The following is a 22,982-nucleotide window of genomic DNA, read 5'->3' on the forward strand; positions in this document are numbered from 1 at the left end:
GTGCGCGGGGTCTTTTTTGTCCGCATCCCCGGGCTGCTTGGCGTTTTTCCGAGGCGACGTTCCCTGCCGCAGCGCCACACTCGGTCCATGCGCACCGGCGACGACGTCCCCACCCACACCGGGCATCCCCACCTGGGTCCAGGCGCCGTCGCTTGGGTCTTGACGCTGAGCCTGGTCGGGCTGGGCCTGGCGCTGGCCCTTCACGAGTCCGATTGGCAAGCCTGGCGGGCTTGGCAAGAGCGGCCGGTGGACTGGGAAGGCACGATGCAAAGGGCTGCCCAGGGGTTGGGCATCGATCGCGCCGTGGCCTGTGGTGTGGCGGTGTACCCGGGCGACGACGCGGCCCAGTCCCAGTGGGTGGCGGTGCGCCGTTGCGAGGACCACCAGGCCGAACGGGGGCAAGCGCACTGGTCGGTGCACGAGGTCCGGGGAGGCATCGACACCCACGGGTGGCGGCTCAAGATCCATGCCGCCGACGGTCGCCGGTGCCATGCCAGCCTGACGAACTTTTCCCCGTCACGCGCCGAGATCCGCGACGCCTTGGGTCGGCTCACCTGGCAGTGCGATCCACGCCAGGGCGACGGCGCTTAGGTGGGCTTGGGGCGGACTTGGGGCGGTGGTCAGCGCGGCCGGCGCGTGGCCTGGGCCAGCACGCTGGCGCTGAGCGCGTCGAACTGCTGCAGGTACTCGCCCGAGCCCGTGTCGCGCCAGGCCCGCTTGAGGGCCTCCATCGCGATCAACTGCTCGCGAAACGGGGACAGCATGCTGAACCAGGGCACGGCAAAGGGGCTGAGCGCGGCGACGCGGTAGTCGCCGCCCCAGCACAGCAGCGACGCAAAGCCCTCGCCCACGAAGACCTTGCGCTGCGCACCGCCGCCGTAGCTGGTGGCGGCGCTCAAGGCCTCGCGCATCGGGCCCTCGCCCTGCGCGATCAGCACCTCCACCCAGGCCAGCCACTGGCGCCAGAAGCGGGGGGTGGCCACCAGGTAGTTCGAGAACACGGCCACGCGGCTGTCCATGACCACCTTGTTCAGGTCCACCGGCACCCCGGCCTGCAAAAGCACCGATTGGGCCACGGCCAGGTAGCCGGGGTTGAAGGCCTCGCCGCCGTGGAAGACGCTGCGAAAGGCCATGTGCACGTCGGGCTGGGGCGAAAACAGGCAGACCTCGGCCTGCGGATGGGCCGCCGCGAAGGCGCGCACCTCGGCGGCGCCCAAGCCGGTCTTTTGCCGGAACTTGGGGCTGAAAAAGCCGTACAGCGCGCCCTCGTCCATCGGCTGGGCGCGCAGCCAGTGGGCGATGGGCCACAGCTCGTACCAATCGGGCCGGGGGTTGGCGCGGTTGTCCAGCAGGGTGAAGCCGGGCTCCATCGCGGCCGCGGTGGCCTCGCTGTAGCCGATGTGCAGCAGGTGCACGGGGCGGGGGCTAGCGCTCATGCCCAAGCGCGATGTCGCAACCGCGCACGACGTGTCCGTCCGAGCGCCGGGCCGCCCCAAGCCAACGCGCCCAGCGCCGCTGGCCAGTCGCACGGGCCGGCGGCGCCGTCCCCTCGGGGGACCGCCCCAGGCGAACCTTGGGCGAGGGGCTCATGTCAATCTCCCCATTTGGCGAAGTACTTGGGCAACTCGGCGCGCCAAGCGGCCGAGAAGTTGCCCGCGCTGGCGTGCGTCACGGCCAGGGGCCAGGTGCCCAGGCGCAGCCCGGCGGCGCGGGCGCTGCGGCAAAAGTCCAGGTCGTAGAGGTGGAACTGGAAGCGTGGGTCGAAGGCCACCCCCGTGGCGCGCAGGCGGTCCACGCGGGCGGCCAGCAGCAAGCCGTCCAACAGCTCGCAGTCGGCGGGCGCCGGGCCAAAACGGGTGACGTGGGCGTCGGCGCCGTGGGCCACGGTGCCGCTGAGCTGCTCGATCGCGTCCCAGGTGCCGCGGTCGTCGACAAAGCCCCAGCCGGGCTGCAGGGGCAGGCGCCGGCGGTTGCCCGCGATGCCGACCACGTCGTAGCGCTGCAGCGCCTCGGTCAGGCGGTCGACCACGTGGTAGTCGTCGAAGCCCACGTCGTCGTGCACGAAGACCACCAAGTCGTCGTCGGCGCACTGCGCCATGCCGGCGTTGTAGACCGCCGGCAGCCCTGCGCGGTTCTCGAAGGCCACGACGGCGCGCAGGCGGGCCTCGAACTGCAGGCGCTGCAGGCTGCGCCCGAGCAAGGTGCCGGCACCGAACTCGGCCGCCGTGGCCCGCGTGGCGCTGACGAGGACGACGCCCATGCTCAAGCCGGCCGCAGGCGGAACACGTACTGGATGGGGGTGGCGTCCTGCTGCGCCTGCGCCGGGTCCAGGCCGAAGGCACTGGCAAAGGCGCCCACCGCCGCCAGGGCTTGGGCCTGCTGCGGCGCGGGCACCTGGCGCGACACGCCGGCTTCGACCCGCCAGCCGGTGCTGGCGAACATCTCCAGCATGGTTTGGCGCGTGAACCAGCGGATGTGGGTGCGGTCCATCAGGCCTTGGTCTTCGTAGCGGAACTGGCCGCTGAGCAGGCGCCACTGCACGCTCCAGTGCTGGGCGTTGGGGATGCAAGTGACCAGGCTGCCGTCGGCGTCGATGCGCTCGCGGATGCGGCTGAGCATGCGCCAAGGGTCGCGCAGGTGCTCCAAGCAGTCGCCGAACACCCAGCAGTCGCTGGGGAACAGGTCGGCCAAGGCGGCATCGTCGAGCTGCTCCACGTCGGCGGCAAAGGCCCGCTGGCAATGGGCGGCGGCGCGCGCGGCGTAGTCGGGGTCGATGTCGATGCCCACGTAATGGCTGTCCGGGTGCTGGCTGCGCCAGGCGCGCGCCATGGCCCCGTTGGCACAACCGACCTCCACGATGCGGCGGCTGCCAGCCGGGATGTGGGCCAGCAGGTCGAGGTTGACGTTGTCGTGCGCAGGGGTTTGCTTCATGCCGTGGGCGCGAGAGGCCGAGGAGGCCGAACCATAGCCGTTCAATGCAGTCGGAGATCCCGAAAAAAGCCCGGGGGTCGGCCGCCAGCCGTTATCGTTCATCGCTGCCCGGTCAACGCCCCCACGAGGACATGAACGCTGTGATGCCCAACGCTCTCCGGTCCCGGCCCGCCCGCTGGCGCGCTTGCCGAGGCGTCGCCTTCGGCCTGGTGGCCCTGTGCGTCGCCGCGGCGGCGCAGGCCCGATGCAGCCGCCCGCTGCAGGCCCCGGTGGCGCCCATCGGCCTGGGGGTGACGGTGGACGCCGGCCAAGTGGGCGGCGTGTACCCTACGGTGCTGCGCGAGTGGGCGGTCCAGCAAGGCTGCGAGCTGCAATTCAGCCCGGTGCCGCGGGCCCGCCAAGAGCTGTTGCTCGAGAACGGCCACGCCGACCTGATGATCCCTGCCAGCCGCAGCAGCCGCCGCGACGCCTGGGGCGACTTCGTGCCGCTGCTGCAGGCCCGCCCGGCCGCCATCAGCCTGGGCGGCCGCCGGCTCTACCTGAGCGACCTGGACCAGGTGCTGGCCCGCAAGGAACTGCGGCTGGCGGTCGTGCGGGGCTTCGACTTTGGCGAGCGCTACCGCGAGGTGCTGGCGCAACTGCGGCAGGCCGGGCGCTTGGTGGAGGAGGTCGATGCCGTGGCCGTGGCCCGCGTGCTGCAGGCGGGCATGGCCGACCTGACGGTGATGACGCCCACCATCATGTGGGGCGCCTTGCAAGGCGACGATCGCATCAGCCCGCTCGCCGACCAGTTGCGCGTGGACGCGCTGCAGGACTTCGATTGGTCGGAAACGGGGGTCTACCTGTCGCGGCAAGCCCTGGCCGAGCCCGACCGACGCCACCTGATGCAGATGTTCCGCGACCCCCGCCTGTCGCAGCGCGTGTGGACCTTGACGGTCGAGGCCTACGCCGGCTTGCCGCTGGAGGGTTGGATGCGCCCGGTGCCGACCCCGCCGCTCAGCGCAGCAAAGCCGTCACGCCGCGGCCCATCGAGCCCATGACGGCCACGGCCTGCTGGGCGTCGTAGAGCGCGTTGATCTGGGCCACGCGCAGGCTGTAGTAATCGGCCTCCGCGCCCATCACGTCGAAGAGCGATCGACGCCCCAGTTGCTGCCACTGCTGCAGGGTGGCCGCGCGCAACTGCTGGCTGGCGCGCAGCAACTCGGCAATCCGCTTGGCGCGGTCCAGGCTGTTGCCGGCGGCCTCGTGGATTTCGGTGAGGCGCCAGGTCTTGGCGTCCAGGGCTTCGTCGCGCTGCGCGTTGGCGGCCTCGGCCCGGCGGCGGGCGGCGCTCAGTTGGGGCTCGTCGGTGGCGCGCCACAGCGGCACGGTGACCTGCACGCCGCCGATGTAGTCCACCCGCCGTCCGTTGCCCGCTGCGGCGTTGGCGCTGCCCAGCCAGCTCACCTGGGGCTTTTGTCCGGCGGCGGTGGCCTCGGCCAGGCGCTGCGCGGCCAGGGCCTGGGCGGTGGCGGCACCGACATCGGGGGCGGCCAACAGGTCTTTCTGCAGCAGGCCCAAATCGGGCAGTTGCGCCAGCACCGCCGAAAGGCTGCCCACCGGCGGCAGCGGATCGCCCACCAAGCGGCGCAGCCGCGTCTCGTTGCTCTTGAGCAGGTCCTGCGTGGTGGCCAGCGCCAACTCGGCCTGCTGCTGGTTCTTCTGCGCCTGCACCAGCTCGCTGGCGCGCCCCGGGTCGAGCTGGGTGATCGTCTGCAGGGCCTCGACCAAGCAGGCCATCTTGCGCACGTACTGGCCGTAGACCTGCGATTGCAGGCTGTAGCGGCTGCGGTCCAGGCTCAGGCTCACGGCCTGCAGGGCCACCTGCTCGGCGGCGTTGGCGCGGCCCGCGGCGGCGGCTTCGCCCAGTTGCCGGCGCCACTCGACCAATTGCTTCTGGCGGCCCCAATCCCACAGCGGCCCGCCGATCTGCAAGGCGGCGCGGGCTTCAACGCCGCTGGAGAGGTTCACGCCGTTCAAGTGGCTGCCGCCGTAGCCCCCGGTCAGGTTGAGCTGCATCTGGGGCAGGCTGGCGGCCTGGGCGTCGCGCAGGTCGTCCCGGGCCGCGGCCTCCAGCAGTTGCGCCACGTTGACGCTGCGGCTGCGCTGCACGGCGCTGTCGGCCACCTGGAGGAGGTAGGCGCGGGGGTCGCTCTGCGCCTGCACCGCCTGGGCCGGGTTGGCCGCACCCGCCGCAGCGGGGCGCAGGGCCTCGTCGTCGCCGCCGCAGCGCACGCCGCTCGGGGCGGCGGGGGCCACGGGCACCGCCGGTGGCGCCTTGGGCTTTTTCTTGGCCGCGCGCTGGGCGTGGGCGGGCCCCAGGGCCAGGCACAGGCTGAGCATCAACAACAAGGCACGCATGGCGACGGGTCCGGAGGACGGAAAGCGACAGGCGTTACTGCACCACGCCAAGCCCCCGGCCTGTGCGCCGAAAAACAGGGCTTTGCGCCCTCACCTCTCGCGCAGCGCTTCTTGGCTCTTGAGCATCGGCCGCAACAGCACGCTGAGCACCGAGCGCTGGCCGGTCTTGATCTCGACCGTGGCGGCCATGCCGGGGATCAGCGGGGCCGGCTCGCCCCGCACCGGCTTGAGGGTGTTGCGGTCGGCCACCACCAGCACGCGGTAGTAGCTCGCGTCGGGGTTTTTGTCCGGGTCGCCAAAGGCGTCGGGGCTGATGTAGTTGACCTTGGCGTGCAGACCGCCGTAGAGGCTGTAGTCGTAGCCCGAGAGCTTGACCTCGGCCGCTTGGTCGAGCGTGACGAAGCCCACGTCCTTGGGCTTGACCCGGGCCTCGACGATGACGCGCCCGCCGATGGGCGCGATCTCCATGATGGGCGCGCCCGAGGTGACCACGCCGCCGACGGTGTTGACCTTGATGCTCTTGACGACGCCCGCCACCGGGCTGGTGAGCGTGGTGCGCTTGAGCTGGTCTTGGCGAACGACCATCTGCTCTTCGATCACCGCCAGCTCGTTCTTGACCTTCACCAGTTCGGCGGCGGCATCTTGGCGAAAGCGGCTCAGCTGCTGGCTGCGGCTGGCCTGCAACTCGCTGACCTGGCGCGTCAGGCGCATGACCTCGACATTGCTCATCAGGCCCTGCTGGGCCATTTGGCGCGCCATCGCCAGCTCGCGCTCCACCAGGCCGATGGAGCGGCTCAAGCCCGCCAGGCCGTCGTCCAAGGCGCGGCGGCGGGCCTCGAAGCTCTCGCGCTCGGCCTGCTGGAAGCGTGGGCCCTCTTTCAGCTCGGGCGGGAAGCTCAGGGCCGTGCCGTTGGCCTCGGCGCTCAGCCGGGCGGCGGTGGCCATGAGCGCCAGGCGCCGCAAAGCGCCCTCGTTCTCGGCCGCCTCCACGCGGGTTGGGTCGAGGCGCACCAGCTCCTGGCCGGCGACGACTTGCTGGCCCTCGCGCACCAACAATTCGCCCAAGAGCCCCGGCTCCAGGCTGGCGATGACCTGTTCTTTGCCGTCGGGCACCAGGCGGCCTTCGGCGCGCGCCACCTCGTCGACCTGCGCCCAAGCGGCCCAGCCGATGAAGCAGACCACGAAGGCGATCATCAGGTAGAGCGCCCAGGTGGCCTTGGGCAGGGCCTCGGCCGTTTGCGCGGCCTGCAGGCTGCTCAGGTACTGGCGCTCGTCGCTCATACCGAGGGCGAGCGCTGCACGGGCTGCGACGCCGGGTGGATGCGAACCTTGGCCGCCTCGGCGGTTTCACCCGGCGCGGTTTGGCTCGGCTTGGCCCCGCTCAGCGCGGCCAGCACGGCGTCGCGCGCGCCGTCCATGACGATCTTGCCGTTGTCCACCACCACGATGCGCCCCACCAGCTCCAGCACCGCCGGGCGGTGGGTGACGACCACCAGCGTGCAGCCGCCGTTCTGGTGCAGGGCCTCGCGCAGTTGGCGCAAGAAAACGAGTTCGCTTTGTGCGTCCATGCTGCTGGTGGGCTCGTCCATCAGCAGCACCTGCGGCTGGTGCACCAGCGCCCGGGCCAAGGCCACCAGCTGGCGCTGACCGCCGCTGAGCAGGCCGCCCATCTCGCCCACGTGCAGGTCCCAGCCCTGCGGGTGGCTGGCCACCAAGCGGTCCAGGCCCGTCAGGCGGGCGACCTCCACCAGGCGGGCGGCGTCGATGTCGCCGCGGCCCATGGTGACGTTGTCGCGCAGCGTGCCGTGGAACAGGCGCGGCTCCTGGCCGACGAAGCCCATGCGGGCGCGGAACTCGGCGGGGTCGACCTGGCGCAAGTCGATGCCATCGAAGTCGACCTGGCCCTCGGTGGGCTGGTAGAGGCCGGCCAGCAGGCGCAGCACCGTGCTCTTGCCCGAGCCGATGCGGCCGAGCACGGCCACGCGCTCGCCCGGCTCGATGCGCAGGTTCACGCCCTTGAGCACCTTGGGGGGATTGCCCTGCACGCCGGGCGGCAGGGGGTAGCAAAAGCCAACCTCGTTGAGGCTCAGCCGGCCCTGGGCCTGCTGGATGGAAACGTAGGCCTTGGCCGCGTCGCGCTCCTGGGGGCGCTTCATCAGCCGGTCGATGTTGAGCATGGCGGCCCGCGCCCCTTGGTAGCGCGTGGCCAGGCTCACCAGGCTTGACAACGGCGCCAGGGCGCGACCGGCGAACATCACGGCCCCCACCAGGGCGCCGCTGCTCAGGAGCCCATCCTGGATCAGGTACACGCCCCACACCAGCATCACGATGGTCAGGCCCTGCTGCATCGTCATGGACAGGTTGCTGGCCAAGGCCGAGACGGCGCGCATGCGCAGGCTGTGCTCGGCGGCGATGGCACTGCTCATCTCGTAGCGACGCAGGAAGCGGCCCTGGGCGCCGGCGGTCTTGAGGTCTTCCAGGCCTTCCACGGCCTCCACCAAGGTGCCCTGCAAGTCGGCCTGCTCGGCCAGGTGCTTGCTGACGTTGCGCCGCACCCGCAGCTGCATGTAGACCGTCACGGCCAGGATGAGCGGCACGGCCAGGGCCAGGACCCAGCCCAGCTGCCCCGCGAGCACGAAGGTCATCGCGACGAACAGCAGCACGAAGGGCAAATCGGTCAGCACCGACAGCGAGGCCGAGGCGCAGAAGTCGCGCACCACCTCCACCTGCGCCAAGTAGTGCGCGTACGAGCCCGCGCTCTCCGGCCGGTGCTCCATGCGCACGCCCAGGGTGCGGCGGAACAACTCGGCGCCGATGAGCAGGTCGGCCTTGCGGCCGGCCAGGTCCAGCAGGTGGCTGCGCAGCTGGCGGGCGAACAGGTCGAAGGCCAGCGCGATGGCCGCGCCCACGGCCAGGGTCCACAGGGTGGTGGTGGCGTTGTGGGGGATGACCTTGTCGAAGATGACCGAGGTCACCAGGCCCGTCACCAAGAGCAACACGTTGGACAGCAAGGCCGCCAGCATCGAGGCCCGGTAGTAGGGCACGAAGCGCCGCAAGGTGCCCCAGAGCCAGTGCTTGGCCGGGTCGCTGCCGTCGGCGGCTTCGCTGCGGCTGCTGGCGCTTTCCTCCTTGGGCGTGGCCACCAGCACGAAGCCGCTGTAGGCCTGCTCCAGCTCGGCCGCCGTGGCGGCGGCCGGCTGGCCCATGGCCCCATCGGCATCCGGGAAAACGACCTGAAAGCGCTCGCTATCGGGGTCGCGCGCCACCAGCACGCAGGCGTCGCCCTCGCCCAGCAACAGGATGGCCGGCAGCAGCAAAGGGTTGATGTCGGCGATGCGCTTGGGCAACAGGCCGGCGTTGTAGCCGGCCTCGCGCAGCAAGCGCAGGGCCTGGTCCGGCATCACGCGGCCGTCCACCGGTTGGCCGGCGCGCAGGCTCTCGGGGCTGCGGGCCCGCCCGTGGTGGGCCGTCAGCCACGCGATGCACTGCAGCAGGGGATCGGTGCTGCCGCTGGGGCGCGGCGCGGCGGCCGGGGCCGGTGCGGCCGCCCCCTCGGCCCCGGTGCCCACCGCCGCGACCTGCAAGGGCGAACGGCCGCGCGGGGCGGCCGGTTCGTCGAAGAAGTCGGGGCGGTTGGCCATGGTGCGGGGCTCAGGCCTCGGGGTTCAGCGGCAGGCCGGCCCGGGCCTGGGTGGCCAGGCGCTCGAACACGCGCTCGATCTCGCGCACGATGGCCGGCACGTCGAACAGCGCGCTGTGCCGGCCATGCTCGGCCAGGTAGCGCTTGTACGAGGCAGACCGAGCCGGGTTGCGGCCGATCTGCACCGCCAGGCGCTCGTACTCGGCCAGGCTGGTGGCGATCAGGTCGGGCAGGCCCACGTGGGTGAGCAGGCTGCCGCACATGCGGCTGATGTAGCTCTGGCCGCTGAGCGTGAGGATGGGCGCGCCGGCCCACAGGCAATCGCTGGCGGTGGTGCCGGCGTTGTAGGGAAAGGTGTCCAGCACCAGGTCGGCCAGGGCGAAGCGCGCCAGGTAGTCGGCCGGCAGCACGCGCGGGGCAAACACCAAGCGCTCGGGCGCCACGCCGTGCGCTTGCGCGGCCGCGCGCAGGTTGGCCTCGGCCCAGCGGTTGTCGGCCAACAGCCAGAGCACCGAGCCCGGCACCTGGTGCAGCACGCGCATCCAGCAGGCCACCATCTCTTGGCTGTACTTGTGGTTGTTGTTGAAGCTGGCGAAGACGAAGGCGCCTTCGGGCAGTTGGTACTGCGCGCGGGTGGGCGGGGCGCCGATCTCGCGCTGGCGATCACTCACTTGGTAGCAGGTGTTGAGGTAGAGCGGCCGCTCGCTGCAGTAGCGCAGGTACTCGGGCTGCATGACGTAGCGGTCGGCCAGCATCCAATCCACCCCGGGCACGGCCGAGGTGGCGGGCAAGCCCAGGTAGCTGACCTGCACCGGCGCGGGCCGGTTCACGAGGATGTTGGGGCGGGCACCGCTGGTGAGCCCTTGCAGGTCCACCAGCACGTCGATGCCGGCCTTGGCGATGCGCTGGGCGGCCTCGTCGTCGCTGACGCCATGCAGGCTGTCCCAGTGCTCGAAGCTGCGCTTGATGCGCGCGCGCAGCGCCGTGCCGTCTTCGCGGCCCCAGTCGAAGGCGAAGAGCTCGAAGCGTTGCTTGTCGTGCAACTCGTACAACTCGGCGGTGAGCAGCCCCACGGCGTGCATGCACAGGTCGCCCGAGGCGTAACCGATGCGGATGCGCCCTTCGCGCCGCGCCGGTCCGTGCAGCCGGTGGTAAGGCTTGCCACTGGGCTTTTGCACCTTCTCGTGCACGAAGCGCTGGGCGGTGAGCAATTGCATGGCCGGTTCGTCGCTGGCCGAGAGCATGGCCAGCAACGAGGTGTGCACCCACAGCGCGTTCTCGCTGACCTCTCCGAAGGGCTGGTGCACCGGCCACTCGCACTGCTTCTGGCGGATGTGCACCCAGTGCTGGATGACGTCGCCCTGCCCCGGCTTGAGCAAGAGGCTGCGGTGCATCAGTGCCTCGGCCTCGTCGTAGCGCTTGAGCTGCTCCAGCAGGCGCGCTGAGTTGTTCATCGCGTGCAGTTGCAGGTCCAGGGCGTCGGCGCCGACGCAATCGAGCTGGGCGATGCCGTCGAACACCGCGCGCCACTGCGCCAAGGCCTCGTCGGGCTTGCCCTGGTGCTCCAACTGGTGCGCCAGGTTGAGCTGGGCCTGCGCGAAATCGGGCTTGACGGACAGCGCCCGCCGGTAAGCGGCTTCGGCCTTCGCGTGCTGGAACAGGCTGCCCAGCAAGGTGCCCCAATTGAACAGGGCCAGGGCCTGGTGCGGCGTGTCGGTCTTGGCGATCCAGGTCTCGTACAGCAGGGCCGCCAGGTCCAGGCGCCCCGCCGCTTGCCAGGCGTTGGCCTTGGCCATCAAGTCGCCCAGGGGCCACTGCCCCGAGGCGGCCAGGGCCAAGGAAGCCTGGGGCTCGGGCGGCTGGGCGGCGACGGGCTGGAGGGGGAGGACGTTGCTTGATGCGTTGCTGGATGGCATGGCGGAACCTGGGCGCAATCCCGGTCCTGTCGATGTTAGGCGCCGGGCCCCCACCCCGCCCGACGAATTGGCGGGCAAGCCCCTGGCATTTGCCAACATCTGCCGGCCCCGCGCCGCTTCGCCCAGCCTGCCCGCACCCGGGCAGGCCCCATGGGGAAGCCCCCAGGGGCGGCGGCACAATGCCCGCCGCCATGAACGTGATCATCCTCGACGACTACCAAGACGCCGTGCGCAAGCTGCGCTGCTCGGCCACGCTGGACGTCGAGGGCATCCAGGCCAAGGTGTTCACCAACACCGTCAAAGGCGTGGGCCAGCTGTCGGTGCGCCTGCGGGACGCCGAGGCCCTGGTGCTGATCCGCGAGCGCACCGCCTTTCCCCGGCTGCTGCTGGAGAAGCTGCCCCGCCTCAAGCTCATCGTCCAAACCGGCAAGGTCGGGCCCCACGTGGACGTGGAGGCCTGCACGCGCCTGGGCATCGCCGTGGCCGAAGGCGAAGGCTCCCCGACCGCGGCGGCCGAGCTGACCTGGGCGCTGACGCTGGCCGCCATGCGGCGGCTGCCGCAGTACATCGGCAACCTCAAGCACGGGGCCTGGCAGCAGTCGGGCCTCAAGGCGGCTTCGATGCCGCCCAACTTCGGCATCGGCATGGTGCTCAAGGGCAAGCGCCTGGGCGTGTGGGGCTACGGCCGCATCGGCCAACTGGTGGCCGGCTACGGCCGGGCTTTCGGCATGCAGGTGCAGGTCTGGGGCAGCGAAGCCTCCAGGCTCAAGGCCCTGGCCGATGGGCTCGAGGTGCCCGAGAGCCGCGAGGCCTTCTTCGCCAGCAGCGACGTGCTGACCCTGCACCTGCGTTTGAACGCCGCCACGCGGGGCCTCGTCACGCCCGAAGACCTGGCCTTGATGAAGCCCACGGCGCTGTTCGTCAACACCTCGCGGGCCGAATTGGTGGTGGAAAACGCCCTGGTCTCGGCCTTGAACCGCGGCCGGCCCGGCATGGCCGCGATCGACGTCTTCGAGAGCGAGCCCATCCTGCAAGGCCACCCCTTGCTGCGCCTGGAAAACGCGGTGTGCACGCCGCACATCGGCTACGTCGAGCAGGACAGCTACGAGAAGTACTTCGGCGAGGCCTTCCAGCACGTGGTCAATTTCGTGCGGGGCACGCCCAGCGGCCTGGTCAACCCCGAGGCCTTGCGCCACGCCCGATGAGGCCCCCGGCGTCGCCCTGGCACCTGGCCCGGGTCTGCAACCGGCTCGCCTTGCAAGGCTTTGGCGGCATCTTGGCCGTGGCCCGGCACGAGTTCGTGGAGCGCGAGCGTTGGCTGGACGACGACGAATTCTTGGCCCTGCTCGGCACGGCCCAGGTGCTGCCCGGCCCCAACGTCATCAACCTGGCCCTGATGCTGGGCGAGCAGTGCTTCGGCTGGCGCGGGGTGCTGGCCGTCTTGGGCGGGATGTTGCTGGTGCCCGGCCTGCTGGCGCTGGGCCTGATGGGCCTGGTGCTCGCCCAGGTGCACCGCCCCGAGGTGCAAGGCGCTTTGCGCGGCATGGGCGTGGTGGCCGCCGGCCTGCTGCTGGGCACCTGCTGGAAGCTCGTCGCCCCCCTGCGCCGCACGCCCCTGGGGGCCGCCTGGGGCTTCGGGCTGGCCCTGGGCGCCCTGGCCCTGAGCGCCTGGGCGCGCTGGCCGCTGGGCTGGGTGGTGCTGGGCGTGGGCGGCCTGGGCATGGCGCTGGCGTGGCGGCGTCTGCTGCCATGAGCCGGCTTCGGAAGGCAAGCCGGTGAGCGGCCTTGAGTTCTTGCACCTCAGTGCGCAGTTCGCGCTGCTGTCCCTGCTGTCGGTGGGCGGCGTCAGCGCCATCCTGGCCGACACCCACCGCCTGCTGGTGGTGGAGCGCCACGGGCTCAGCGACGCTGGCTTTGCCCAGGGCGTGGCCCTGGGGCAGGCCATGCCCGGCCCGAACATCCTGGTGGTGGCGGTGCTGGGCTGGATGGCCGCCGGCCCGCTGGGCCTCATCGCCTGCCTGGGCGGGATCTTGTTGCCCTCCACCCTGCTGGTCTGGCGCTTCAGCGCCTGGGCCCGCCAACACCACGACAGCCGCCTCCTGCGCGCCTTCCAGCTGGGCTGCGCCCCGCTGGTGCTGGGCCTGACCCTGGCCGGCTGCGTGGTGCTGGCCCGCCCGTACTTGAGCGAAGGCCGTTGGCTGGGCTTCGCCCTGCTGGCCGCTGTGGCCCTGGGCAGCGCGTGGCGCCCCAAGTGGCCACCGCTGGCGTGGCTGGCCGTGGGCGCCGCGGCCGGCGCGTTGGGCTGGGTCTGAGCCGAAGACTCAGCGCGTGCTGCGTTGGTAGACGTCGCCCAGCGGGTTCACGAGACTGCGGCGCCCTTCCGCCCAGCGCAAGGCCAAGCCCTTGGTGCTGCCCTTGACCGGGCACAGCAGGCTCACGCCCTTGGCGTCGGCTTGGTAGGTGCAGCGGGCGTAGACCCCTTTCGAGCTTCTCAGCACCGCTTTGCCCTGTCGCTCGAAGTCCATGAAGTCGTCGGTGTAGCCCGGCCGCTCGACGTCGTGCACCAACTGCCAGGTGCCCAACAGCGCGTCGGCTTGCGCCGCGGCGGTGCTGTGCAGGCCTGCGATGAACAGCCATGCGGCGCAAAGCCACGCGCGACGGCGCCCAAGCGGCCGCGCCGGCCTGGCCGTTGCAGGTGAAACAGGCATGCGACTCGCCATGGGCCACTCCCAACTGAACGCGGTGACTCACACCGCCCGGCGCTGAAACCAATTCCACCAAGCCCACCCAGGGCGGTACGATGCCTCGGCGACCCTCGGCAGGCGCGGCTCAGCGCCCAAGGCTTGGAGGTCCTGGGCCAAGGCGTCCATGCCCATGCGATGGGCGGCTTGCCAAGGGGTCAAGCCGTCCAACTCAGAGCCCAAGCAGGGGTCGGCGCCATGCGCCAACAGGCAACGCGCCGCGGGCTCTTGGCCAGCCAAGATGCTGGCCACCAGGGGCGTGGACAAAAACTCGGGGTGGGCGAAGTTGACGTCGACCCCGCGCTCGGCGTGGTGGCGCAGCAGCGTCAAGTCGCCGTCGCAGGCGGCCTGAAACAGTTCCTTCCAATCACCGCCGGACATGGCCAGGGCTCCGGCTCACTCCTTGGTGCCAAAGATCTTGTCGCCCGCGTCGCCCAGGCCCGGAATGATGTAGCCCTGGGCGTTGAGGTGGCTGTCGATGGCGGCCGTCCAGCAGCGCACGTCGGGGTGCGTTGCTTCCAGGGCCTTCACGCCTTCGGGCGCTGCCACCAGCACCAGCGCGCGGATGTCTTTGCAGCCGCGGGCTTTGAGCAGGTCGATCGTGGCAATCATGCTGCCGGCGGTGGCCAGCATGGGGTCGATGATGAGCGCGGTGCGCTCGTCCAACTGGCCCACGAAGCGGTCGAAGTAGTTCACCGGCTTGAGGGTTTCGTGGTCGCGCGCCAGGCCGACGACGCTGACCTTGGCGTTGGGCAGGATGTCGAGCACGCCGTCCAGCATGCCCAGCCCCGCGCGCAAGATGGGCACCACGGTGACCTTCTTGCCGGCGATTTGGTCCACGGCGGTGGGGCCGCTCCAGCATTCGATGGTGACCTTTTCGGTCGGGAAGTCGGCCGTGGCCTCGTAGGCCAGCAGGCGGGCCACCTCTTGGGTCAGTTCGCGGAACTTCTTGGTGGAAATGTCGGCCTCGCGCATGAGGCCGACCTTGTGCTTGACGAGCGGGTGCTTGACGTCGATGACGGGCATGGGGGTTCCTTCAGCCGCGCTGGCGCAGCGATTCGTACAGGCAAACGCCGGCCGCGACCGACACGTTGAGGCTTTCGACGGCGCCGCGCATGGGGATGCTCACCAGGCGGTCGCAGGTCTTGGCGGTGAGTTGGCGCAGGCCCTTGCCCTCGGCGCCCAGCACCCAGGCCACGGGGCCGGCCAGCTCGCCGGCCGGCAGTTGGTAGAGCGAGCCCTCGGCCTGGTCGGAGGTGCCGACGCACACGATGTCGCGCTCCTTCAACTCGCCCAAGGTGCGGGCCAGGTTCGTGACCATCAGGTAGGGCACGCTTTCGGCGGCGCCACTGGCCACCTTGGCCACGGTGGCATTCACGCCCACGGCGTGGTCGCGGGGAGCGAGCACCGCGTGCGCCCCGGCACCGTCGGCCACGCGCAGGCAGGCGCCCAGGTTGTGGGGGTCGGTGACGCCGTCCAGCACCAACAACAGCGGCTTCTCGCCGCGGGCCTGCACCTCGTCCAACAGGTCGTCCAGCGAGTGCTGGGGCTTCAGCGCCTCCACCCGGGCGACCACGCCTTGGTGGCGGTCGGTGCGGGCCAGGCGGTCGAGTTGCAGGGCTTCGGTCTCCACGACCTTGACGCCGGCCTCGGTGGCGCGGGCCAACAGGCTGCGCATGCGGTGGTCGCGGCGGCTGGGGTCGACCAGGATCGTTTCGATGCTGGTGGGGGCGATCTTGAGGCGGGCGCTCAGGGCGTGAAAGCCAAAGAGCACGGTACGGGGCTTGTCGGTCATGGCGTCATGCTACGTCCCGCCCCGCGATGGCCACCCGATTCCGGCCGGCGCGCTTGGCCTGGAGCAGTGCCCAATCGGCCGCGTGCAGCAGCGCTTCCAGGGTCGCGGTGTCGGGGCCGCGCTCGGCCACGCCCAGGCTCAGTCCCAGGGCGCCTCCCTCGGAGGCAGGCCGGGCCTGCGCCACCGCCCGCAGCCGCTCGGCCATGGCCGCCGCCTCGTCGGCGCCCAGCTCGGGCATCAGCACCACGAACTCGTCGCCGCCCCAGCGCACGGGCACGTCGGTGACCCGGCACTGCTCTTGGATTTGCCGCGCCAGCCAGCGCAGGCAGTCGTCCCCGGCCTGGTGCCCCAACTCGTCGTTGATGGCCTTGAAGCGGTCGACGTCGAGCACCAAGGCGCTGAGCGGGCGGTGGTGGCGCACCGAGAGGCGCCAGGCCAAGCTGGCACGCTCTTCGAAGGCCAGGCGGTTGGGCAGGCCCGTCAGCGCGTCGGTGCGGGCTTGCAGGCTGGCCTGCTGGCGCACCCGCTCGCGGTCTCGCACCTGGTGCGACAGGCCCAGGGCCAGCAGCGTGGCCTCCAGGGCCACGCCGACCTCCAGGGCATGGAAGCCGCTGACGGTGAAAGGCAGCAGGCCCCAGACCGACAGGGTGGTGACCACGGCCCCGCCCAAGCCAAACACGATGGCCGCCAGGTAGTAGTTGGCACTGACGTCTTGCCCCCGCGCCCGCAGGGCCACCATGCCCCCCAGCACCACGGGCACCGCCGTGGCCACCAAGGTGTAGGGGAAGGCGGCCAGCACGGCCGCTTCGTGCGCGCCGAACACGGCGCACAAGGGCACCGAAGCCAGGCCGACGACGGCAAAGCCCATCAGCCCCCGACTCAGTCGCGGTCGCGTCACGTCCAAGCCCAAGTAGCGCAGGCCGAAAACCATGCCGGCCGAGCCGAAGGTGGTCATCAGCACGAGGTTGACGTAGCGCTGCAAGTCCACCGCCTGCGGCCACAGGCCGAACCAGCCGTGCCCGGTGTAGCCCACGTTCAGGGCGATGAAGCTCAAGAGGTACACGGAGTAGGCCGAGTTGCTTTGCGCCCCCAGGCTGAGCCAGAGCAAGGCAAAGAACACCGCCAGCGCCCCGATGTAACCGTACAGCGCGCCATAGCCGTAGGCCGTGGCGCGCTTGGTGCGCACCAATTCGTCGCTGCTCCACAGGCGGGGGCTCAGCAGCAGCGGGTCGGGCGTGTCGACCCGCACCCACAGCTCGGTGCGCCCTGGCGCCAGCGTCACCGGCACCACCATCCCCAATCCCGGCTCCACGTACAAGGCCCCGGGCAGGTCGTCGCCCAGGCGGAACGCTTGGACGGACCCGCCGTGCACCACGTGCAAGGTGACGCGGTCCAGCCAGGACATGCCAATGCGGTAGTGCATGCCCAAGGCCGAGGCGCGCGGGTTGTGCGCTTCCACCCGCATCCAATGCGGACGCGCGCCCAAGCCCAGGCTGCCCCGCAAGCCCTCCCGGAAGGCGCCCGCACGCCATGCGGCCTGCGCCTCGGCCAAGGTCAGCGGCGCGCCGGTCTCGGCCATCAGCCAAGGCTCGCCCAAGCTCACGTCGGTCACGGGGGCCTCGTTGCGGGGCGCGTCGGCCCGCGCCGTGGCCACGCCGCAGGCCAAGGCCGCGGCCAGGGCCCAGGCGGCCAGCCGGATCAGGCCGAACGCCACAGCCACAAACCGCCCAACAAGGCGGCCAACAGCACCGGCTGGTGCAACAGGTAAAAGCTCAGCGGCCAGCGGCCCAAGGCCGCCAGCCCACGTGCCAGGCGCCCCAGGCCTCCTTCGGGCAGCGGGCCCTGCATGAGGCGCAGGCAGCGCGGGCTGCGCGCCGCCGCCAAACCCAGCAGCAGCGGCGCCACCCACGGCAGCACCGGCACGAAGTCTTCGGTGATGGGCTTGTGCGTCACCAGGCCCACCCAGTTCGTCCAGCGGCTGTCGAACACCGGGTGCTGCACCAGGGCCGGCAAGGCGACGGCCAGGGCCGCCACGCCCACCAGGGCCGGCGTGGGCAGGTGGGGGCCGGCCCAGCGCAGCACGGGCAGCAGCAGGGCAAAGGCGTGCAAGACCCCGAAGCTGATCCAGCTGTTCGGGAACATCCAACTGGACCCCACGCTCACCAGGCACGCCGCCCCGGCAATCTGCAACCAACGGCGCGCGAAACGCGGCCCGCTTTGCCCCGCCGCCAGGGCCAGTCCCTGAGACCACCCCGCCCAGAACAGGAAGCCACTCAAGATGAGGGTGCGCTGGGTGGTCCACAGCGCATCGACGTAGAAGTTGGCGTCGATGAGGCGGTAGTGCGCCAGGTCGAAGGCCAAGTGAAACGCCGCCATCCACACCATCCACGTGCCGCGCCACGCATCGAGGCGCGCATGCCGCATCTCCAAGGAGGGGGTTGGTGTTTGCATAGGCCGGGCGATTGTGCCGGCTCCAATAATCTGCGCGTGTCCGATCGACCGGCGGCCAACGCCGCCCTCTAGCGCACCATGCCCTTGACCGACCGTGCCCCCGCCTGGCGACGCTGGGCCCCCTGGCTCGCCCTGGCCACCGCCCTGCTGCTGGCCGCTTGCTGGCCGCCCCATGCCGTTGGCCGCGCCGACGCCAGCGCCCAAGCCCGCCCCGTCACGCCCCGCGGCCCGCTGGAGGCCGACGAGCAAAACAACGTCAACGTGTTCAAGCGCGTGTCGCCTTCGGTGGTGCACATCACCACCCTGCAGGCGCAACGCGATTTCTTTTCGCGGCGGGTGGCCGAGGTGCCCACCGGCACCGGCTCGGGCTTTGTGTGGGACGACAAAGGCCACATCGTCACGAACTTCCACGTGATCCAGGGCGCCGACCGGGCCAAGGTCACCCTGGCCGACCAGAGCGCCTACGACGCCCAGGTGGTCGGCGCCTTCCCCGACCGCGACCTGGCGGTGCTGCGCATCGACGCGCCGGCGGCCAAGCTGCCGGCCATCGGCATCGGCACCAGCCGCGAGTTGCAGGTGGGGCAGAAGGTGTACGCCATCGGCAACCCCTTCGGCCTGGACTTCACGCTCACCACCGGCATCGTGTCGGCGCTGAACCGGGAGATCGAATCGGTGACCCGCCGCAGCATCCGCGGCGCCATCCAAACCGACGCCGCGATCAACCCCGGCAACAGCGGCGGCCCCCTGCTCGATTCGGCCGGCCGCCTGATCGGCGTCAACACGAGCATCTACAGCCCCAGCGGCGCCAGCGCCGGCATCGGCTTCGCCATCCCGGTCGACGAGGTCAACCGCATCGTGCCGCGCCTGATCCGCGACGGTCGCTTCATCCGCCCGGCCTTGGGCATCGACGGCAGCGCCCTGGCAGCCAACAGCCAGTACAAGCTGCCCCGCGGCATCGCCGTCACGCGCATCGCCCCCGGCGGGCCGGCCGATCGTGCTGGCCTCAAGCCCTTCCAGCGGCGTCGCGACGGGGCGCTGGTGATCGGCGACGTGATCACCGCGATCAACGACGCCGCCGTGAGCGACTTCGACGACCTGCTCAACGAACTCGAAAAGCGCGCGCCGGGAGACACTGTGCGCCTGACCGTGTGGCGCGAAGGACGCAGCCTCACCTTGCCCGTCACCGTCGTGGCCTCGGAATGACCCTGTGACCCCTGCTTCGCTCTGGCCCTGGCAACTGCCGCCGCTGCTCGTCGCCCTGCTGGGCGCGGTGGCGGTGAGCCTGTCGGCCTGGCAGGCGCGCGACGAGGCCTTGAACCAGGCCCGACGCCAGGTGGAGCAGCAGGTGCAGGTGGCCAAGGCCAAGTTGGACCAGGCCGTTGAACAGAGCTTCAGCCCGACCCTGGGCCTGGCCACACTGATCCAAGACGACGGGCAGATGACGCAGGCCCGCTTCGACCGATTCACGCGCGACAGCATCACCGAACGCCAACGGCTGCGCAGCCTGGTCGTGGCGCCGAACGACGTGGCGCGTTTTGTGGCGCCGGTCGAGGGCAACGAGGCCGTGCTCAACCTCGACTACCGAAGCGTGCCCGCGCAGTACGCCCAGGTCGAGCGCGCCCGCACCTTGGGCACACCGCTGGTGGTGGGGCCGGTGCGCCTCGTCCAAGGCGGGCTGGGCATCATCCAGCGGCGCCCCGTCTTTTTGCGGCGCGAGGACGGAAGCCTGCGCTACTGGGGCGTGGTGTCGGCCGTGGTCGATCGCGATGCCTTGATGCGGCGCATGGGCTGGCCCCATGCCGAGCTGTCCATCGCCCTGTACGAACTGCAGGGCAACGGCGGCTTGGGCGGCCTGGTCGGCGGCGACGGCGGCCTGCACACCGACGACGTGGTGACGGCGGACACGCAACTCCCTGGGGCGCGTTGGCAGTTGCGAGCCCGGCCGGCCCAAGGATGGCCCGCTCACCTGCCCTGGCTGCACCCCCGCGTGCTTTTGCTGGCCCTGGGCAGCCTGTTGCTCACCGGCCTGACCACCCTGACCTCGCGCCAACGCCACCTGCTGGCCACGCGCCATGCCGAACTGGCGGCCGAGGCCAGCTTGCGCGCCCAAGCCCAGGCCGAAAGCGAGGCCCTGCGGGAGCGCTTCCAGTCCTTGGCGCGCATGGGTTCCGACTGGTTTTGGGAGCAGGACCGCGACCTGCGCCTGAGTCGCCTGCAACTGGGCAACGACCCGGCCCTGGCCTCGCTGCAACAGGCCCTGGGCTGTTTGCGCTGGGAGGCGCCTGGCGTGCAACCCGAGGCCGATTGGGAGGCTCACCGCCAACAATTGGCACGCCGCGAGCCCTTCCGCGACTTCGAATACCGGATGCGCGACCCCCGGGGCCACGAACGCGTCATTTCCGTGTCGGGCGAGCCGGTGTTCGATGCGCAGGGGCAGTTCCAAGGCTATCGCGGCGTCGGTCGTGACCTCACCGCCATGCGCCAGACCGAGCGCGCCCTGGCCCACATGCGCGACGAGTTGGGGCGCACCCGCGACCACCTGCAATCGCTGCTGGACTCGGCAACGGGCATTTCGGTCATCGCCACCGACTTGGACAACCGCATCACCGACTTCAGCCGGGGGGCCGAGCTGATGCTGGGCTACCGCGCGCGGGAGGTGCTGGGCAGCTCGCCCCACCGCTTCCACGACCCCGACGAGATGGCCGAGCGCGCCGCCGCCCTGACCCAGGCCAGCGGTGCCCCGGTGGCCCCGGGCGAGGTGTTCATGCACCCGCTGACCCGAAGGCAAGGAGAGAGCAGCACCTGGACCTACATCCGCTCCGACGGCCGCCGGGTGCCCGTGTCCCTGAGCCTGAGCGAGCTGCGCGATCGGCGCGGGCAGGTGGTGGGGCACCTGGGCGTTGCCATTGACCTCAGCCACCAAATCGGCACCCAACAGCAATTGGCCCGGACCGCCGAGCGTTTGCAAACGGTGATGGACAGCGCCGAGGGCGTGGCCATCGTTTGCCTCGACATTGAAGGCCGGGTGCAACTCTTCAACCGCGGCGCGGAACGGCTCTTGGGCTGCAGCGCCCAGCAGGCCATCGGTCGCTCGCCCCGCCGCTTTCACCTCGCCAGTGAAATTGACGCCGAGCGGCAACGGCTGGCGCAGGAACTGGGGCGGGAAGTGCCTTGGCACGAGGTCTTCGAGCGCCAGGCCGCGGGCTTGGACGGGGGAAACACCCGCTTGTGGACCTACGTGCGCGCCGACGATGGGACCCACCGGCGGGTCTCCCACACCTTCAGCCCGGTGCGCGACGCCAAGGGCCAGCTCACGGGCTACATGGCGGTGGCGCGGGACGTGAGCGAGCAGGTGGAAGCCGAAGAGCAATTGGTGCGCAGCACCGCCCGGCTGCAAGCGGTCTTGGACGCCGCCGACGAGATCGGCATCGTGTCCACCGACCTCCAGGGCCGCGTGATGCTGTTCAACCGTGGGGCCGAGCGCATGCTGGGCTACAGCGCCGACGAGATGGTCGGCGCCCTGCCCGACCGCCTGTACGACGCCGCGGCGTTCGGGCTGCGCTTGAAGGCGTGGAGCGACCGACTCGGTCGCCCGGTGTCGCCGAGCGAGGTCATGGCCCTGCAGGCCCGCGAACCGGGCGAACAGCGCACGCAGCTCTACACCCTGGTGGCGAAGTCGGGCACGCGACTGCGGGTGTCGGTGACTTTGTCCGAGATGCGCGACCACGCCGGCGCCTTGTTGGGTCACGTGGCGATCGCGCGCGACGTGACCGCGGCACTCAGCCACGAGGAAGCCTTGCGCGACACGCGCGACCGCCTCCAGAGCGTCTTGGACTCGGCACTCGACGTTGGCATCTTGGTGGTCAACCTGAAGGGCAAGATCGAGCTCTTCAACCGGGGGGCCGAGCGCCTGTTCGGCTACGCGCAGCACGAGGTCATCGGGCGCTCGACCTTGATGCTGCACGACCTGCCCGAGCTGCAGGCCAAGGCCGATGCGATGTCACAGGACTTGGGGCGCCGGGTGCACAAGGCCGAGGTTTTCACCTTGCCCCTGGCCGAGACCGGCGACAGCACCCTGACCCACTGGACCTTCGTGCGCAAGACGGGGGAGCGTTTGAACTGCGCGCTTCGCTTCAGCCGCATGGTGGACCGGGAAGGTCAGTTCCACGGCTACTTGGCCATCGTCATGGACACCTCGGCCCAGGTGCGGGCGCAGCGCGCGCTGGAGGAATTGAACGCGGAGTTGGAGCAGCGCGTGGCGCAGCGCACGCAAGACCTGGCGCGCGCCCACGACGACCTGGTGCGCAGCGACAAGCTCGCCGCCCTGGGCTCGATGGTGGCCGGGGTGGCCCACGAACTGAACACGCCCATCGGCACCAGCCTGACGGCGGCCAGCACCTTGGCCGACCGCTGCACCGAGATCCAGCGGGCCGTGGCCGCCAACGCCGTGCGTCGCTCCACCTTGGACGCCTTCTTGACCGACGTGCAGGCCGTGGGGCAGTTGTTGCTGCGCAGCCTGGGCAATGCCGCGGACCTGGTGCAGCATTTCAAGCAGCTGTCGGCCGACCAAACCAGCGAGCAGCGCCGCCATTTCGCGTTGGCCCAGGTCGTCGACGACGTGCTCTCGGTCACCCGTCCCCAACTGAAGCACAGCGGCATGCGCGTCGAGACCGATATCGAGCCCGAACTGTGGATGGACAGCTACCCCGGCGCTCTGGGCCGTGTGCTGACCAACCTGCTGATCAACGCCCAGCTGCACGCCTTCGACGGCCGGGACGACGGCCTGGTGACCCTGAAGGCGCGCCGCCTGCCCGGCAAGGACCGCCTGGAGCTGGTGGTGGCCGACGACGGCGTGGGCATGAGGGACGAGGTCAAGCGCCGCGCCTTCGACCCCTTCTTCACCACCAAGCTCGGCCAAGGCGGCACGGGCCTGGGCTTGAACATCGTGCACAACATCGCGACCGTCATCCTCGGCGGCAGCCTGCAACTGGACACCGCGCCCGGACAGGGCTCCCGCTTCGTCTTCGAGTTGCCGCTGCAGGCGCCACTGGATGGCGCCCACGGCGGCAACCTCACCGGCTACCGCGCCCCGGGCTGAGGCGGGCGCC

General features: G+C 70.8%; 20 protein-coding genes. 7 read left to right on the top strand and 13 right to left on the bottom strand.

All coding sequences use genetic code 11. The features are described from left to right. The first annotated feature begins 87 nt into the window (after window positions 1-87). Window positions 88-591, top strand: a complete 504-nt coding sequence (locus EOD73_RS03535; protein ID WP_127680905.1) for a hypothetical protein — start codon at window positions 88-90, stop codon at window positions 589-591. A 29-nt stretch (window positions 592-620) separates the two neighbouring features. Here EOD73_RS03535 and EOD73_RS03540 read toward each other — a convergent pair whose 3' ends face one another. From EOD73_RS03540 to EOD73_RS03550, 3 genes are all read right to left on the bottom strand, one after another. Then, the gene (locus EOD73_RS03540; RefSeq protein WP_127680907.1) at window positions 621-1,436 is read right to left on the bottom strand and encodes a hypothetical protein; all 816 of its coding nucleotides are present in this window, start codon (window positions 1,434-1,436) and stop codon (window positions 621-623) included. Window positions 1,437-1,591: 155 nt separating this feature from the next. Continuing rightward, window positions 1,592-2,260 carry a glycosyltransferase family 2 protein gene (locus EOD73_RS03545; protein WP_127680909.1) on the bottom strand — a complete coding sequence of 223 codons (669 nt, stop codon included), beginning with the start codon at window positions 2,258-2,260 and terminating at the stop codon, window positions 1,592-1,594. A gap of 2 nt (window positions 2,261-2,262) precedes the next feature. Then, window positions 2,263-2,931 carry a class I SAM-dependent methyltransferase gene (locus tag EOD73_RS03550; RefSeq protein WP_164845938.1) on the bottom strand — a complete coding sequence of 223 codons (669 nt, stop codon included), beginning with the start codon at window positions 2,929-2,931 and terminating at the stop codon, window positions 2,263-2,265. A 143-nt stretch (window positions 2,932-3,074) separates the two neighbouring features. Here EOD73_RS03550 and EOD73_RS03555 point away from each other — a divergent pair, with 143 nt between their 5' ends. Further along, window positions 3,075-3,971: a transporter substrate-binding domain-containing protein gene (locus EOD73_RS03555; protein WP_127680913.1), complete on the top strand. Its 897-nt coding sequence runs from the start codon at window positions 3,075-3,077 to the stop codon at window positions 3,969-3,971. On the opposite strand, the gene EOD73_RS03560 is transcribed toward EOD73_RS03555, so the two are convergent. The 4 genes from EOD73_RS03560 to EOD73_RS03575 all read right to left on the bottom strand — a co-directional run bounded on the left by EOD73_RS03560 (window position 3,928) and on the right by EOD73_RS03575 (window position 10,887). Continuing rightward, window positions 3,928-5,331, bottom strand: coding sequence for a TolC family protein (locus EOD73_RS03560; RefSeq protein ID WP_127680915.1), 1,404 nt, complete (start codon window positions 5,329-5,331; stop codon window positions 3,928-3,930). The two genes, EOD73_RS03555 and EOD73_RS03560, sit on opposite strands and share 44 nt — an antisense overlap. Before the next feature lie 90 nt (window positions 5,332-5,421). After that, complete coding sequence (locus tag EOD73_RS03565; protein WP_127680917.1) at window positions 5,422-6,612, bottom strand: beta-barrel domain-containing protein; 1,191 nt, start codon at window positions 6,610-6,612, stop codon at window positions 5,422-5,424. Continuing rightward, on the bottom strand, window positions 6,609-8,972 hold the full coding sequence (locus EOD73_RS03570) for a type I secretion system permease/ATPase (RefSeq protein ID WP_127680919.1): 2,364 nt from the start codon (window positions 8,970-8,972) through the stop codon (window positions 6,609-6,611). Before EOD73_RS03570 ends, EOD73_RS03565 begins: the two co-directional genes overlap by 4 nt. 10 nt (window positions 8,973-8,982) lie before the next feature. Further along, window positions 8,983-10,887, bottom strand: a complete 1,905-nt coding sequence (locus tag EOD73_RS03575) for an O-linked N-acetylglucosamine transferase, SPINDLY family protein (protein WP_240660578.1) — start codon at window positions 10,885-10,887, stop codon at window positions 8,983-8,985. Window positions 10,888-11,078: 191 nt separating this feature from the next. Here EOD73_RS03575 and EOD73_RS03580 point away from each other — a divergent pair, with 191 nt between their 5' ends. The 3 genes from EOD73_RS03580 to EOD73_RS03590 are packed head-to-tail and all read left to right on the top strand — an operon-like array spanning window position 11,079 to window position 13,199. Further along, window positions 11,079-12,092: a D-2-hydroxyacid dehydrogenase family protein gene (locus EOD73_RS03580; protein WP_127680921.1), complete on the top strand. Its 1,014-nt coding sequence runs from the start codon at window positions 11,079-11,081 to the stop codon at window positions 12,090-12,092. Beyond that, window positions 12,089-12,640 carry a chromate transporter gene (locus EOD73_RS03585; RefSeq protein WP_127680923.1) on the top strand — a complete coding sequence of 184 codons (552 nt, stop codon included), beginning with the start codon at window positions 12,089-12,091 and terminating at the stop codon, window positions 12,638-12,640. Before EOD73_RS03580 ends, EOD73_RS03585 begins: the two co-directional genes overlap by 4 nt. 22 nt (window positions 12,641-12,662) lie before the next feature. Beyond that, window positions 12,663-13,199, top strand: a complete 537-nt coding sequence (locus EOD73_RS03590) for a chromate transporter (protein WP_127680925.1) — start codon at window positions 12,663-12,665, stop codon at window positions 13,197-13,199. Window positions 13,200-13,208: 9 nt separating this feature from the next. Here the strand turns inward: EOD73_RS03590 and EOD73_RS03595 are convergent, their stop codons facing one another. The 6 genes from EOD73_RS03595 to EOD73_RS03620 are packed head-to-tail and all read right to left on the bottom strand — an operon-like array spanning window position 13,209 to window position 17,874. Beyond that, complete coding sequence (locus EOD73_RS03595; RefSeq protein WP_127680927.1) at window positions 13,209-13,595, bottom strand: hypothetical protein; 387 nt, start codon at window positions 13,593-13,595, stop codon at window positions 13,209-13,211. 39 nt (window positions 13,596-13,634) lie between these two features. After that, on the bottom strand, window positions 13,635-14,009 hold the full coding sequence (locus EOD73_RS03600; protein ID WP_205702403.1) for an ankyrin repeat domain-containing protein: 375 nt from the start codon (window positions 14,007-14,009) through the stop codon (window positions 13,635-13,637). A 15-nt stretch (window positions 14,010-14,024) separates the two neighbouring features. Then, a complete protein-coding gene (gene upp / locus EOD73_RS03605; protein ID WP_127680929.1) occupies window positions 14,025-14,654 on the bottom strand; it encodes a uracil phosphoribosyltransferase in 630 nt (209 codons plus the stop codon). 10 nt (window positions 14,655-14,664) lie between these two features. Then, a complete protein-coding gene (gene rlmB, locus EOD73_RS03610) occupies window positions 14,665-15,423 on the bottom strand; it encodes a 23S rRNA (guanosine(2251)-2'-O)-methyltransferase RlmB (RefSeq protein ID WP_127680931.1) in 759 nt (252 codons plus the stop codon). A gap of 4 nt (window positions 15,424-15,427) precedes the next feature. Further along, window positions 15,428-17,137, bottom strand: coding sequence for a sensor domain-containing diguanylate cyclase (locus EOD73_RS03615; RefSeq protein WP_127680933.1), 1,710 nt, complete (start codon window positions 17,135-17,137; stop codon window positions 15,428-15,430). Further along, on the bottom strand, window positions 17,122-17,874 hold the full coding sequence (locus EOD73_RS03620) for a heparan-alpha-glucosaminide N-acetyltransferase (RefSeq protein WP_240660579.1): 753 nt from the start codon (window positions 17,872-17,874) through the stop codon (window positions 17,122-17,124). Before EOD73_RS03620 ends, EOD73_RS03615 begins: the two co-directional genes overlap by 16 nt. A gap of 78 nt (window positions 17,875-17,952) precedes the next feature. Between EOD73_RS03620 and EOD73_RS03625 the strand changes: the two genes are divergently transcribed. Together EOD73_RS03625 and EOD73_RS03630 are read left to right on the top strand one after the other, a co-directional pair. Further along, window positions 17,953-19,077: a S1C family serine protease gene (locus EOD73_RS03625; protein ID WP_127680935.1), complete on the top strand. Its 1,125-nt coding sequence runs from the start codon at window positions 17,953-17,955 to the stop codon at window positions 19,075-19,077. Window positions 19,078-19,081: 4 nt separating this feature from the next. Then, window positions 19,082-22,972 (top strand): PAS domain S-box protein, encoded by a 3,891-nt coding sequence (locus EOD73_RS03630; RefSeq protein ID WP_127680937.1) that lies wholly within the window; start codon window positions 19,082-19,084, stop codon window positions 22,970-22,972. The last annotated feature ends 10 nt before the right edge of the window (window positions 22,973-22,982 follow it).

This window comes from Inhella crocodyli (genome assembly GCF_004004565.1).
Taxonomy (GTDB): Bacteria; Pseudomonadota; Gammaproteobacteria; order Burkholderiales; family Burkholderiaceae_C; genus Inhella; species Inhella crocodyli.